The organism is Pediococcus acidilactici (assembly GCF_016127815.1).
Classification (GTDB): Bacteria; Bacillota; Bacilli; order Lactobacillales; family Lactobacillaceae; genus Pediococcus; species Pediococcus acidilactici.
Genome location: NZ_CP066046.1, coordinates 624,542 through 637,707, shown reverse-complemented (window position 1 = coordinate 637,707; position 13,166 = coordinate 624,542). Strand labels below are relative to the sequence as shown.

The window sequence follows — 13,166 nt, the reverse complement described above, 5'->3', positions numbered from 1 at the left end:
TACGTTAACATTTTCCTTATCAATCAAAAATTAAGGAGCGTATTTTTTATTAAAAAACTAAATCTTTTTCAGCTAGTAATGCTCGGACTTGGTTCTCTAATTGGTTCCGGGTGGCTTTTCGGATCAATGGAGGCTGCTTCGGTGGCAGGTCCGGCAGCAATCTTTTCTTGGATAATTGGGTTTATCGTGATTGCTGTGATTGCCTACAACTATATCGAACTAGGCACCATGTTTCCCGAATCCGGAGGAATGAGTAAATTTGCCCAATACAGCCACGGTTCGCTGGTGGGCTTCATTGCCTCTTGGGCCAACTGGATTTCTTTAATAACCTTAATTCCCATTGAAGCTGTTGCCTCGGTCCAATACATGAGTACCTGGCCGTGGGCCTGGGCTAATTGGACCCATCACTTTTTCAAAAATGGGACCATCACCACTAGTGGTTTATTAGTAGTATTTTGTTTCATTTTAATCTTTACCCTCTTAAATTACTGGTCGGTATCTTTATTAACTAGGTTTACAAGTTTAATTTCAATCTTTAAAATTGCCGTGCCCTTAATCACCATCATCTTTTTAACGTTAAGCGGTTTTCATCCAGAAAATTACGGCCATTCTTTAACTGAGTTTATGCCGTACGGATCGGCTTCAATCTTTGCTGCCACCTCGGCTTCTGGAATCATTTTTTCCTTCAATGCCTTTCAGACGGTAATTAATATGGGTAATGAAGTTAAGAACCCTAAAAGAAACGTTGGTTTGGGTGTGGGGATCTCCCTTTTGATTAGTGCCGTACTTTACTTAGTTTTACAAAGCACCTACATTACTTCGATTCCAAGTTCATTGATCGCTCAATCAGGTTGGCACGGGATTAATTTTGAATCTCCCTTCGCCGATTTAGCAATCCTCCTAGGGATTCACTGGTTGTCCGTCCTACTTTACCTGGACGCCTTTATTTCACCATTTGGTACCGGAGTTTCCTTCGTTGCTTCAACGGGACGGGCCTTAGCCGCCATGTCGAGTAATAACCATTTTCCTAAAATTTTAGGGAAGATCAATGCTAAGTATGGAATTCCACGGATCGCAATGGCCTTCAATGCCGTTTTAAGTATGGTAATGGTTTCGATTTTTAGGTCATGGGGTACTTTAGCAAGTGTCATCTCAACTTCGACCTTAATTGCTTACCTAACGGGCCCGATTACGGTGGTTTCGTTAAGAAAGATGGCCTCGCGTTTCAACCGGCCCGTCCGGTTAAAAGCAATTAAATTCATGGCTCCGTTAGCCTTCATCTTAGCTTCCTTAGCTATTTACTGGGCAATGTGGCCCACTACGGTAGAAGTTATCCTAGTTATTTTACTTGGCTTACCAATTTTCATATATTACGAGTGGCGTTTACATTGGAAAGAAACTATTAACCAGTTGCGTAGTAGTCTTTGGCTAATTGTGTATCTAATTTTTCTTTCAATCATGTCCTACATTGGTAGCGCCGATTTTAACGGTAAAAACTTAATTCACTACCCCTTCGACTTTATTGTGATCATTATAGCGGCGTTCATTTTCTACGTATGGGGAATGCGTAGCCGAATTATTACCGTCTCATTTGGCAATGCCCGCGAAGTTAATAATCGCGTCAAAAAATAAACTAACTAATGTAAAAATAAGGGGCTGTGACAAAAGTCTCTAAACAAAAAAAACGATTCATGAGGTGAAACTTCCTCATGAATCGTTTTTATTTTGTTTTTTGACTTCAATTGAGCCAAAGCGTGTACCAAAAGTCAGTTGGTTTCGCTTAACCAAAAAATTGATCATCATGCCAAATTCAGGCATCATGGCCAATTTTCAGTTAATGCTCGCAAACTACCGGTTCTTGTCCCGCTCTCTTTTACGTAGGAACAAATTAGTAGGCACCGAATTGTCAGATTACTTTTCTAAACTAGCTTTTATTCCACCTTGGATAAAATTTTTTCTTAGACTAAAGCCAGTTTTCTTCATATACCGCGGTATTAAAGCCACAAGTAACCTTAGTATCATCAACCATTAGTGGGCGCTTAATCAATTTGCCATTCTGCGACATTAATTCCGCTGCTTGTTCCTTTGACATCGTATCTACCTTATCTTTAAGTTTCATCTTACGATAGTCCATTCCACTGGTATTGAAAAAATAGCGTAAATTCTGATCACTTTTAGCAAAAAAATCCAGCATTTGCGCCTTAGTTGGCGGCTGTTCAACCAGGTCAATTTTTTTATACGAAACTTGCTGCTCTTTTAGCCATTTTTCGGCCTTTTTACACGTACTACACTTAGAATAACAATAAAATGTGGTCATAGTAGCCTCCTAAGTCATATCTAAACTTTAATTTATGATACTACATTTTTTAGCTAAAGAACCAGACTCCATCCGCTTTTTATTTAGAGATTCACTATTATTTTGAAAATTCCGTATTAAAAAAGGGCTCGCCAACTTAATGACGAGACCCTAATTACTTTTACTAAATTGAAGTTCATGTTAAAAGTTTTGATTCATACTTATTTTTGCTTAGCAAGCACTTGTTCTGCTTTATTTAACGCGGGGTCGCTCTTCGAAAGTGCGTTAATTACCGCTTGTTCAATAGAACGCATGGTCTTCGCGTCAGTTTTTCCGGTAACCGTTAGATGATTAGCTTGTTGGTAAGCTTGCACTGCTTGCGCAACGCTTTCCGTGTAATCTTTAGTAACTTTGCCAGAATAATAACCCAAATCTTTCAACGCAATTTGTAGATTCTTAATATCGGTACCGCTTTGCCCCACTTGGTACGTTTGATGGTGGTTAAACGTGGTGATGTAGGCCATTTCAGGATAGTCGGCTTTGTAATCTGGCGTTAGTCCTTTTTTATTGATCCAGGTTCCATCCGGCGTTAACCACTTAGCAATCGTTAGCTTAAGTTCGTCATTATTCGTGTACTGGGTAATATTTTGTACGGTTCCTTTGCCGTAGCTTTGCGCGCCCACCAACGGAATCCCCGCTGATTGATGCAAAGCAGCCGCAAAAATTTCGGCAGCGCTAGCACTTTCGCCATTAATAATTACTACGGCCGGTTTCTTAACTTTGTAGCCCCCGTCTAACTTACGACTAGCCTTATAAACTTCAGGCTTACCACTCCGGGTTTTGACCTGCATAATTGGCTGGCCATCTTTTAAGAACATTGAAGACATCTTCAACGCCTGTTGCATCAAGCCTCCCGGATTATTACGCACGTCGATAATGTATGATTTAGCCCCTTGATGATCTAGCTCCTTCAAGTTCTTCTTTAGTTCACTCGCCGTCTTCTCTGCTACAGAAGAAATCGTGATGTATCCCACCTTATTCTTCAATAGCTTCCCGGTCACCGTTTCGACCGGAATTTTGGCGCGCTTAAGCTTTTTAGTAAAGGTGGTGTCTCCGCGCTGTAGTTCCAATTCCACCGTGGTTCCCACCTTACCACGCATAATGCTCATCGTTTTGGACAACGACTGACTAGCAACTGATTTACCGTTAACCTTAATAATCTGATCGCCGGCCTTCAGCTTCGCTTTTTGTGCGGGGGTCCCGTCAATCGTGGACATGATTTCGATATGACCATTCTTTTTAATTACTTGGATCCCAATTCCGCCAAACGATCCCGCCACGCTATCATTTAAGGAGGAAGCGTCGCTATCGGTAAGGTAGTTTGAAAACGGATCGTCTAAGGTTGCCAGCATCCCGTTAATTGCCCCGGTAGCTAACTTGTTAGAATCAACGTTCCGGTAATAATTAGCATCAATTTGATTATAAACGCTCGCAATCCGGTTTAAATTGGTTTGGCGGTCTGCTGATGAATTAGTGAAACCCAGTAGAAAAGTCATCACCCCCGCCAAGGTAATAACACTCCCTAAAATTACCGACCCAACCACGGTAAGGTACGGGTGTCGATTAATAAATTTTTTCATTAATTCTGTTCACTTTCCAAGTATCGTTGCCAAGCCTGATCAAAAATGGTCATGTTTTGCAAATAGCTCCCGTTGAGCTCTAGATACTTACTGATTTCTTCAAAATCCCGGTCTTGTTTAGGAAATGATTGGTCGAAAAAAGCTTGGTTTGCAAACTCTTCAACTTCGTCATTAGGTTCCGGATTCCGTTGGGTCATTAAAAACTGGTAAAATGTTTTTCTCAAAATATTCCTCCTCTACTTCACGACAACTCGGCTAGTTTGCTGATTTAGGCACGTTGATAATGAATTTAAACTGGTCGTGTGCAATATCAATCTTTTCAACTTGGAAACTAACTTTATTTGTGGTTTTGATCTGGTCTAAACGTAGCAGTGCCTGATCCCCATTAATAATTACCCATTTAGGTAATTCATAGTTGCGGGAAATATATTTCAAAACCACCTTAGCTGGCAATTTTAACGTTCCCACTGACAAGCTGTGTGCTTTAAGCCTAATATTGCCCCCCTTAGTAACTGAAGGCACCATCGTTAACGCAAATTGAACTTTTTGCCCTAGGACTTCAATTTGGCCGCCTAAAATCGCGTAATGTTTTCCAATTCTAAATTGGTAGGTAAAGTCTTTGCTTTTTTGAAACTGGTTCAAATAGGCCGCACTTAAGTCATTTAACTGCGTTTTATTCAACATGATTGGTACTTGGTCAAACTTATGAGGATCCTTCTTAGCCGTTTTTTCAAACTGGGGGACTGGTAAGCTCGCTTTAAAGCCCACGTAAACACTCCCCGCCAATAATAACGCTACCAGAGTTAAAAATCCCCATTTCCAAAAATTATATAAATACTTGTTCATTCCGCCCTCCTAATCAAAAACTTCCAATTTTTGCAAAGCGGATTTTATTTTACTTGTCATCATATCATACCCCTTGTCATTTGGGTGAAAATGATCTTCATTTGAAAGGTATGCGTTCTTTTCTTTACTGTCCACTTTCCGAGCTTCCACCCGACTCTTTTCCACTACCGCAATGTCATCTTCGGTACTTTGTTTCTTTAATTTTTTGATTTGTTGTTTAGTAGTAAACTGCCCTTTGGATAAAGCGTTGATGTTCACAAAAGTAGCGTCGTCAAATTCATCAGTCGTCGCCTTAGCAGTTGTATTAAAAGTCGTTACCGCTTGGGTAATGCTAGTTACGTTGGGGAAGTACACGTAAAATGGATTATAAATGCCCACCATCACGATTTTTATCTTAGGATTATTCTTCCGGGCAATTTCAAAAATTTTCCGTAAATTATTTTGATATTCTAGGCTAACTTTATTAACCCGTACTAAAATTTGACTTTCTGATTCACTAACGTTTTTTTGTAAGTTCTGGAAAAGGTCGTTGCCTCCCGCAGTAACCACCAAAACATCACTTTTAGCCGCTTCTTTTTGAATCCGTTTTGTATTCTGCAACCGGTGTAAAATTTGGTCACTACGTTCGCCACTAATCCCTTCATCATAAACGGTTGCTTTACCTGCAAGGTTTTTTTGCACAATTTGCTTTTTTAGTCGCTTTTGGTACCCATCCTTGTCCTGAGTGTCTCCCACACCCTGGGTTAGCGAGTCTCCTAGCGCCAGAATCTTTACTTGCGACGTTGCAGGCTGTGGCTGCTTAGCTTTGAGCTTCACGCTCTTTTTAACGGCAGTTGGGGTAGGATTTGGCGAGTGGCTAGGCTGCGAGCTTTTGAAAAAACCCATGGCCCACAAAAAAACCGTTGTGATTAAAAGCACCCCCACGATGCTAAACACAATTTCCTTTAAAACTTTTTTCATTTTTCCTCACTCTTAAACCAAATTAGGGCCAAAACCGCTTATTCGATTTTAGCCCTAAAGGTTAGTCTTCACTGTAATATAGTAAACAAAATGCGCCCATGCCAGTGTGGGTAGCAATGATTGGCACCGTTTCACGAACCACAATATCCTTCACAGGGAAAAGTTCGCCAACGTGCTTCTTCATATCTTCAACCATTTCATCAGCATGCACATGTGAAATCCCGACTGACTTAATTTTACCGCTTTGTTTCATTTCTTCGTAAATATCAAGCCAGATCTTCTTCATGGCCTTCATACCACGAACTTTGTTAGCAACGTCTAATTTACCATCTTTTACCTGCAAAAGCAGCTTGATATTTAACAATCCGCCAAGCATTCCACTAACCTTACTAAGTCGGCCACCCTTAACTAAGTTTTCAAGGTTAACGATACCTAAATAAAGTTTAGTGTGGTCGCGAATGTAGGCAGCTCGTTCTAGAATTTCTTCTTTGGTTGCTCCAGCCTGAGCCATCTTAGCCGCTTCAATAACTTGAAAGGCTAGTGCCCGATCGGTAAATTGGCTATCCACCACCGTCACGTCGGACTTACTTAGTTCAGCAGCTTGTTGCGCAGTGTGTACCGTCCCACTAATGGCCGCAAGCATATTAAAACTAATCACCTGGCTGCCATCCGCACCTAACCGATCAAACATCTCAACGAATTTACCTAGCGGTGGTTGGCTAGTTTTAGGGAGTGAATTTGACTCGGCCATCTTTTGAATAAATTCTTCGTTAGAAATGGTCTCCCTTTCCACGTATACGGTGTCATCAATCATCACGCTCAATGGTACGATTGAAATATTATATTTTTTGATTTCTTCATCCGTTACACCACAGGATGAATCGGTGACAATTTTAATTTGAGTCATATGCTTCCACTTTCCCTTGTATCATAATTATTACGAGCCAACCAACGTCAATTAACACTTTCAATTAAGTTAGTAAAACTCGCTTGCTTAATAATATTATTATAACAATCTCTGTTGATTTTTGGCTGAATAATGCCGTTTTTTAATAAAAAGGTTGGGAAAAAACTAATAAAATGCTTTTCAAGGATGAAAAGGATCTTAAAAAGTTGTCTTGGTGTTTTGTCTTCAATAGAGCCAAAACGTGCGCCAAAAGTCAGTTTGTTCCGCTTAACCAAAAATTGACCATCATGCCCAATTCAGGCATCATGGTCAATTTTCAGTTAATGCTCGCAAATTACCCGACTTTTGTCCCACTCTCTTTCGTCATGGCTTTTTCATAGTTAATTTCACCCAAAATTAATTACGCTTGACCCATTGCTGAAAAACGTGGTCTGGAACTCCAGGTACACTTTTTCCCGGACGTTCTTCCTGTAAAGTAAACTTTTGTTTATCCACCACGGGAGCAAATACGTCGCATTGAAAGTCGCCAGTTACTTTAGTGATCAATAATTCATCCGCAACCGGCATTAACTTATGATATACCGCTGACCCACCAATTACGAAATGCTTTTCCGTTTTCGTAAGGCTAGCTAACAGTTCTTCGTAAGAAGAAAATCCCCGAACTTCCGAGGGCAAATGTTCCGGATGGTGAGTTAGTACCAGATTTGTTCGACGCGGTAACGGACGGCCAATCGACTCAAAAGTCTTGCGACCCATAATTACCGAATGGTCCAGCGTAGTTTGTCGGAAAAAAGCCATATCATCCGGTATATGCCACGGGATGGATTGCTGCCGACCAATTCCATGACGGTCATCTTCCGCCCAAATCATTGTAATCATGTAAATCTCCTAATTTCTTAAACAGCTACCGGAGCCTTGATGGTAGGATGTGGATCGTAGCCTTCTACCACAATGTCGGCTGGTTCGTAATCAAAGATATTTTCGTGAACTTGGTTAAACTTCAACCGCGGAGCCGGACGAGGGTCCCGAGTTAATTGTTCCTTAACTTGGGCAATATGGTTGCTGTAAATGTGCGCGTCTCCAAGGGTATGCACAAATTCACCAACTTCTAGACCACAAGTTTTAGCAATCATCGCCGTTAGCAATGCGTAACTAGCAATGTTAAACGGCACCCCGAGGAAAATATCCCCGCTACGTTGATAAAGTTGACAACTCAGCTTGCCATCAGCCACGTAAAATTGGAATAACGAGTGACACGGTGGCAAAGCAGCCGTTGGGACATCCTCTGGATTCCAAGCGGTCACGATCATCCGGCGCGAGTCAGGATGGTTCTTAATCAAATCAATCACGTTTTCAATTTGGTCAATAGTTTCTCCAGTACTGGTTTTCCAAGCCCGCCATTGACTACCGTATACATTCCCCAAATCGCCGTACTTAGCAGCAAAGGCGTCGTCTTCCAAGATCAACTTGGTAAAACGATCCTTTTGCACTTGATACTGTGCGTTAAAATCTGGATCAGTCAAGGCACGGTGCCCAAAATTGGTCATATCTGGCCCATCGTATTCGGCGCTCTCTACCCATTTTTTAAAGGCCCATTCGTCCCAAATGTGGTTCTTGTGTTGTAACAAATAGCGAATATTCGTATCACCCTTCAAAAACCACATCAACTCGCTTTTAATTAAGCCAAACGGCACCCGTTTGGTAGTCAGCAGGGGGAACCCTTCACTGAGGTCAAACCGCATTTGGTAGCCAAAGGTACTCAAGGTTCCCGTTTGTGTCCGGTCATTTTTTTGGTGACCATTTTCTAAGACGTATCTTTCTAGGTTCAGGTATTGTTCTTCGAGCATCCCGTTACTCCCCTTCTTCAAAACTTTCCAAATACTCCCAGCGCGCCATTTTATTCTCTAACTCATCGGATACCTGGTTGAGTTCAGCCTGAAGTTCCGATAGTTTGCCATAATCCGCAGCGTATTCGTTCATTTGTTCGGTAATTGTTTTAGATTTTTGTTCTAGTTTATCAATTTCTGCTTCAATTGTCTGCCATTCTTTTTCTTCGGCATAGGTTCTTTTTTTCTTCTTTTTTGGTTTAGCTACGGGAGTTGGTTCCGTCCGGGGCTTAGCCGTGGTAGCGCTAGTGGACGTGGTTTGCGCCCGCTGTTTAAGGTAGTCGCTAATTTGACCAGTGTATTGTTCAATCTGCCCGTTACCATCAAAAATCAATAATTGATCGCTAACCTTATCAAGGAAATAGCGGTCGTGAGAAACCGTTAAAACGGTCCCGTTGAAATGTTCAAGGTAGTTTTCTAATACGGTTAAGGTGGCAATGTCTAAGTCGTTCGTCGGTTCGTCTAGTAATAAGACGTTGGGTTGCTGCATGAGAACCTTAATTAAGTACAACCGGCGCTTTTCACCACCCGAAAGTTTTTTAATTAAACTTCCATGCATAAACTTTGGAAAGAGAAATTGCTCTAATAAACTGGTAACGCTAATTTTTTCACCGTCCCGGTTAACAACTTCTTGACCAATTTCCTTGATGTAATTAATTACCCGTTTGTCTTCTGGAATGGGTTCCATCTTCTGAGTATAATAGCCAATTTTAACCGTTTCACCAATGTCAATCGTCCCGCCTTGAATGGGGAGCTTTCCAGCAATCGCGTTCAAGAAGGAAGATTTACCCGCACCATTGGCCCCGGTAATTCCAATTCGATCGCCAGCTTGAATCAACTTGGTAAAGTCACGGGCAATCGGGTGGTCCCCCACCTGCAAATCAAGGTGCTTGATTTCAATAACTTTTTTTCCCAATCGTTGTTGGGTTAGTCCAATCTCAACGTCTTGGTCAATTTCCTTAGGCGCATGCACGTCTTGATCAAGTTTCTCAAACTTGTTAATTCGAGCCTGTTGCTTTGTTCCCCGGGCTTTAGGACCCCGCTTAATCCATTCCAGCTCTTGCTTATAAAGCTTGTACTTCTTTTCTTGGCTAGCTTCATTTTGCTGTTCGCGTAACGCCTTTTGTTCCACGTATTTAGCATAATTACCTTCATATTCGTACAGGTGACCGAAGCTTAGTTCCCAGATGTGGTTGGTTACCCGATCTAAGAAATACCGGTCGTGGGTGACTAGTAAAAGGGCACCCTTGTAATCGGCTAAATACTTTTCTAGCCACTCAATTGAGTCAAAATCCAAGTGGTTAGTGGGTTCGTCCAGTAGCAATAAATCCGCGGGTTCTAATAAAGCCTGCGCTAGCGCAATTCGCTTTACCTGGCCCCCTGATAGTTGGTTAATTGGGGCATCCAGCATATCCACGTGGAGTTGCGTTAGGATTGTCTTGATATTGCTTTCGGTATTCCAGGCGTCCAGCCGGTTCATTTCATCTTCGGCTTTGGTAAACTTCTCAAAAATCGTGCTTGAAGTGGGATTATCAGTATATTGAGCTAAAACTTGCTCGTAACGTTTGATGACCCGAAAAACTTCTTGGTCACCGCTATAAATAAAATCTCGAACCGTTTCATATTGGTTAATCTCCGAGCTTTGCTTTAAGTAGGCAATCCGGTAATCGTTGGGAGCTTCAAACTCGCCGCTATCGGCCGGATCAATCCCAGCGACCGCGTTTAAGAGATTGGTTTTTCCTGACCCGTTCGTCCCGATCAACCCAATCCGATCATTTTCGTTAATGGTGAAATTAATCGACTGAAAGAGTTGCTTTTCCCCATATGTTTTGGTTAAATTTTTAGCCTTTAATGTTTTCATTCTCAATCATCTTTCCCTAATTTTCGTGCTGCTGTAAACAATGCTTCTGGTTGGTTCGGTAATTGATCGTTAATTACCATAGTTTTTAAGGAGTTTAAAATCCGCCCCATTTGGGGTCCCGGAGTGACGATCTGGTTTGCAATCAAGTCCTTACCGGTCACCGCTAATTCTTTAGGTGATTTGATTTGTAGCGTTTGGTAAGTATCCAACCATCCCCGTTCGTCATGGCCTAAAATTTGCGCCACCCGGACTGCGTTAGCAACGCTATCAGCACCAGCTTCAAATAAAATTATCCGATCCACCCCGGGACTATCCAGCATGCTAAGTACCCGAACGGTTGCCGTAACGTGGCGAATCAATTCGTTAGAGGTCTTCCACTGTTTTAAAAAGCGGTTAATTTGTGCGCCGCGTAGCTGCAACATCCGCGCTAAAAGCGCCCAAACTTGGGTTTCGTTTTCTAACTGGCTTAGCGGATAAGCCAGTAATTCCTGCAGTACGGCTCCCTTACCGGCTAATCCTGGACAGTATTCATTGAGCCGCGTGGCAACCATATCAGCTAGCCCTCGGTTAGGGTTAGTTCCTAGCATCATCTTTTGAAACTCTACTAGGGTTCGTTCCACCGAGATTTTAGCCAACAAACTGCTATTCATTTTAATGGCCGCTAACGTTTGCGGTTCGATCACAAAATCTAATTGACTAGCAAACCGGACTCCGCGCATCATTCGCAAAGCATCTTCGTGAAAACGCGCCTTAGGATCCCCAACGGCGCGAATTTTATGCTGTTTAAGGTCGGTTAAACCGTCAAAAACGTCAATAACGGTTCGATCTTCCCGTAAGGCAAAGGCGTTAATGGTAAAATCGCGCCTCATTAAGTCTTCCTTTAGTGACCGGACGAACGTAACCTGATCAGGCCGCCGAAAATCTTGGTAACCACTTTCCGTTCGAAAAGTGGTGATTTCGTAACTATGTTCTCCAGTTAAAACCATTACGGTTCCGTGTTCGATTCCCGTATCAACGGTTCGTTTAAAAATTTGTTTAATTTCAGCGGGATAAGCACTCGTCGCAATGTCCACGTCGTGAATGGGCTTACCAAGTAACGTATCCCGGACGCTACCGCCCACAAAATAAGCTTCATATCCAGCTTCTTCGATTTGTTGTAACACGTTTCGTGCTTCTTCAAACTCTTGTGGCATTTTTTCTAACTGCACCATTCTCACATCCAATCCACATTTAATACTACCAGAAACCACCCTGATTTTGAAAAGGAAGTTCCACTTCTATGGTATGATATTTGCAAGTACTGCATAAGGAATAAGGAGGTTGTTTATGCAAAAAGATGAATCAATTCGGTTGTTAGATTTCGTCATGATTACGCTAGGCTGTTGTCTGTACGGGCTCGGCCTTGCCGTGGTTAACATCCCCAATCACCTCGCGGAGGGTGGGATCACCGGGGTAACTCTGATACTGCGGGCCTTGTTTGGGATTGATCCCGCGCTTTCCACGCTGTTAATCAACGTTCCCTTAATTTTGATTGGTTACCGCTTTTTGGGTAAGCGTTCCTTAATTTACACAATTTTTGGAACGTTAGCACTTTCATTTTGGTTGTACTTTTGGCAACGCATCCCCATTAGCTTGGATATTCATCACGACATGTTCATTGCCGGAATTCTCGCCGGGATCGCCGGTGGTTTCGGGAGCGGGGTCGTTTACCGTTTTGGTGGAACTACCGGTGGAACCGACGTCGTTGCCCGAATTTTGGAAAAGCGCCGCGGAATTGCAATGGGACACACCCTTTTCGCGCTTGATGCGGTTGTCTTAACCATTTCGCTTTGCTACATTGACGTCTTGCACATGATGTACACGTTACTAGCTGCCTACGTTTTCTCCCGCTTAGTTTCCCTGACCCAGGTCGGAGCTTACGCCGGCCACGGCTTAATCATTATCAGTGATCAAAATGAAGAAATTGCAGAAGCCCTTATGGACGAGCTCGGTCGTGGTGCCAGTTACATAAAAATGACGGGCGCGTATTCCAATAACGAACACCAGATGGTTTATTGCGTAATCGGTCCTAACGAACTCAACTTAGCTAAACGAATTATTGAACGCGTCGACCCCCGCGCGTTTACTTCCGTAATCGACGTTCACGAAGCCATTGGTGAAGGATTCACTTACGATTCCGATAAACAACCTGAATAATACAAAAAATGCAGAAGTCGCCAATTGGCAATTTCTGCATTTTTATTAACGCTGCCTAACCTTTAAAATACCGTTAAATCAGAATATTTCGGAGTTAACTCATTAAAATCATAGGTAGCTAAATTTTTAATATCTTCTCCATGGAAGAATGCTGCGTGACTACGAGCCAACATGAGGTTAATCTTGTCGGTGTCGTCAAATTGAACTAAAATAACTGGTTTGCCATTTTCAAATGCGGCGCCAATTTCAAATACCGTTCCAGGATCTGAAATCACTTCTTCATCTTGTTTAGCATAATCAAGAATTGCAACCACCACGTCTGATTTACGAACTTGACGAACGTCAGCTTCAAATACGCCAACTTGCCACTTAAAAGTACCAAACTTTTCTGCTTCGTATTGGTGATCCATTGGAACGTAGATGTTATCACCGTCGATCGTCGAATTTTTCTTTAAAAGTTCTTCAACCTTCCGTACCCGTTCAATTTGTAAATCACTGAAGAAAGGTGCTGCTAAATATACCGAATTTGCCATTCTTCCAATCACTCCTTTAGCCTTGTGTAATAAAACTATAA

13 protein-coding genes are annotated in these 13,166 nt (G+C 42.2%); 2 read left to right on the top strand and 11 right to left on the bottom strand.

What is annotated here, in order from left to right; all coding sequences use genetic code 11:
• Positions 1 to 78 precede the first annotated feature (78 nt).
• Complete coding sequence (locus tag I6H64_RS03175; RefSeq protein ID WP_051069949.1) at positions 79 to 1,632, top strand: APC family permease; 1,554 nt, start codon at positions 79 to 81, stop codon at positions 1,630 to 1,632.
• A gap of 331 nt (positions 1,633 to 1,963) precedes the next feature.
• Here I6H64_RS03175 and I6H64_RS03170 read toward each other — a convergent pair whose 3' ends face one another.
• From I6H64_RS03170 to I6H64_RS03120, 10 genes are all read right to left on the bottom strand, one after another.
• Complete coding sequence (locus I6H64_RS03170; RefSeq protein ID WP_005917033.1) at positions 1,964 to 2,317, bottom strand: arsenate reductase family protein; 354 nt, start codon at positions 2,315 to 2,317, stop codon at positions 1,964 to 1,966.
• Positions 2,318 to 2,517: 200 nt separating this feature from the next.
• On the bottom strand, positions 2,518 to 3,936 hold the full coding sequence (locus I6H64_RS03165) for a S41 family peptidase (protein ID WP_056984964.1): 1,419 nt from the start codon (positions 3,934 to 3,936) through the stop codon (positions 2,518 to 2,520).
• The gene (locus I6H64_RS03160; RefSeq protein ID WP_008841049.1) at positions 3,936 to 4,133 is read right to left on the bottom strand and encodes a YozE family protein; all 198 of its coding nucleotides are present in this window, start codon (positions 4,131 to 4,133) and stop codon (positions 3,936 to 3,938) included. The genes I6H64_RS03165 and I6H64_RS03160 overlap by 1 nt, the downstream gene beginning before the upstream one ends.
• A 58-nt stretch (positions 4,134 to 4,191) precedes the next feature.
• Positions 4,192 to 4,782 carry a YpmS family protein gene (locus I6H64_RS03155; protein ID WP_008841050.1) on the bottom strand — a complete coding sequence of 197 codons (591 nt, stop codon included), beginning with the start codon at positions 4,780 to 4,782 and terminating at the stop codon, positions 4,192 to 4,194.
• Between the two features lie 9 nt (positions 4,783 to 4,791).
• The gene (locus I6H64_RS03150) at positions 4,792 to 5,742 is read right to left on the bottom strand and encodes an SGNH/GDSL hydrolase family protein (protein WP_056984961.1); all 951 of its coding nucleotides are present in this window, start codon (positions 5,740 to 5,742) and stop codon (positions 4,792 to 4,794) included.
• Positions 5,743 to 5,803: 61 nt separating this feature from the next.
• Positions 5,804 to 6,649, bottom strand: coding sequence for a DegV family protein (locus I6H64_RS03145; RefSeq protein WP_008841054.1), 846 nt, complete (start codon positions 6,647 to 6,649; stop codon positions 5,804 to 5,806).
• 396 nt (positions 6,650 to 7,045) lie between these two features.
• Positions 7,046 to 7,528, bottom strand: a complete 483-nt coding sequence (locus I6H64_RS03135) for a dihydrofolate reductase (protein ID WP_008841056.1) — start codon at positions 7,526 to 7,528, stop codon at positions 7,046 to 7,048.
• 17 nt (positions 7,529 to 7,545) lie between these two features.
• Entirely contained in the window at positions 7,546 to 8,496 is a 951-nt protein-coding gene (locus tag I6H64_RS03130) for a thymidylate synthase (RefSeq protein WP_005917050.1), read from the bottom strand.
• A gap of 4 nt (positions 8,497 to 8,500) precedes the next feature.
• Complete coding sequence (locus I6H64_RS03125) at positions 8,501 to 10,396, bottom strand: ABC-F family ATP-binding cassette domain-containing protein (protein WP_008841057.1); 1,896 nt, start codon at positions 10,394 to 10,396, stop codon at positions 8,501 to 8,503.
• A 2-nt stretch (positions 10,397 to 10,398) separates the two neighbouring features.
• A complete protein-coding gene (locus I6H64_RS03120) occupies positions 10,399 to 11,607 on the bottom strand; it encodes a CCA tRNA nucleotidyltransferase (RefSeq protein WP_008841058.1) in 1,209 nt (402 codons plus the stop codon).
• A gap of 115 nt (positions 11,608 to 11,722) precedes the next feature.
• Between I6H64_RS03120 and I6H64_RS03115 the strand changes: the two genes are divergently transcribed.
• Positions 11,723 to 12,592 (top strand): YitT family protein, encoded by an 870-nt coding sequence (locus I6H64_RS03115; RefSeq protein WP_008841059.1) that lies wholly within the window; start codon positions 11,723 to 11,725, stop codon positions 12,590 to 12,592.
• A gap of 62 nt (positions 12,593 to 12,654) precedes the next feature.
• Here I6H64_RS03115 and I6H64_RS03110 read toward each other — a convergent pair whose 3' ends face one another.
• Positions 12,655 to 13,125, bottom strand: coding sequence for a nucleoside 2-deoxyribosyltransferase (locus I6H64_RS03110; RefSeq protein ID WP_002830304.1), 471 nt, complete (start codon positions 13,123 to 13,125; stop codon positions 12,655 to 12,657).
• Positions 13,126 to 13,166 lie beyond the last annotated feature (41 nt).

Bases quoted from the DNA above. Each gene is read 5' to 3' on its own strand.
- I6H64_RS03175 (WP_051069949.1), top strand. From the start codon at position 79: ATGCTCGGACTTGGTTCTCTAATTGGTTCCGGGTGGCTTTTCGGATCA.
- I6H64_RS03170 (WP_005917033.1), bottom strand. From the start codon at position 2,317: ATGACCACATTTTATTGTTATTCTAAGTGTAGTACGTGTAAAAAGGCC.
- I6H64_RS03165 (WP_056984964.1), bottom strand. From the start codon at position 3,936: ATGAAAAAATTTATTAATCGACACCCGTACCTTACCGTGGTTGGGTCG.
- I6H64_RS03160 (WP_008841049.1), bottom strand. From the start codon at position 4,133: ATGACCCAACGGAATCCGGAACCTAATGACGAAGTTGAAGAGTTTGCA.
- I6H64_RS03155 (WP_008841050.1), bottom strand. From the start codon at position 4,782: ATGAACAAGTATTTATATAATTTTTGGAAATGGGGATTTTTAACTCTG.
- I6H64_RS03150 (WP_056984961.1), bottom strand. From the start codon at position 5,742: ATGAAAAAAGTTTTAAAGGAAATTGTGTTTAGCATCGTGGGGGTGCTT.
- I6H64_RS03145 (WP_008841054.1), bottom strand. From the start codon at position 6,649: ATGACTCAAATTAAAATTGTCACCGATTCATCCTGTGGTGTAACGGAT.
- I6H64_RS03135 (WP_008841056.1), bottom strand. From the start codon at position 7,528: ATGATTACAATGATTTGGGCGGAAGATGACCGTCATGGAATTGGTCGG.
- I6H64_RS03130 (WP_005917050.1), bottom strand. From the start codon at position 8,496: ATGCTCGAAGAACAATACCTGAACCTAGAAAGATACGTCTTAGAAAAT.
- I6H64_RS03125 (WP_008841057.1), bottom strand. From the start codon at position 10,396: ATGAAAACATTAAAGGCTAAAAATTTAACCAAAACATATGGGGAAAAG.
- I6H64_RS03120 (WP_008841058.1), bottom strand. From the start codon at position 11,607: ATGGTGCAGTTAGAAAAAATGCCACAAGAGTTTGAAGAAGCACGAAAC.
- I6H64_RS03115 (WP_008841059.1), top strand. From the start codon at position 11,723: ATGCAAAAAGATGAATCAATTCGGTTGTTAGATTTCGTCATGATTACG.
- I6H64_RS03110 (WP_002830304.1), bottom strand. From the start codon at position 13,125: ATGGCAAATTCGGTATATTTAGCAGCACCTTTCTTCAGTGATTTACAA.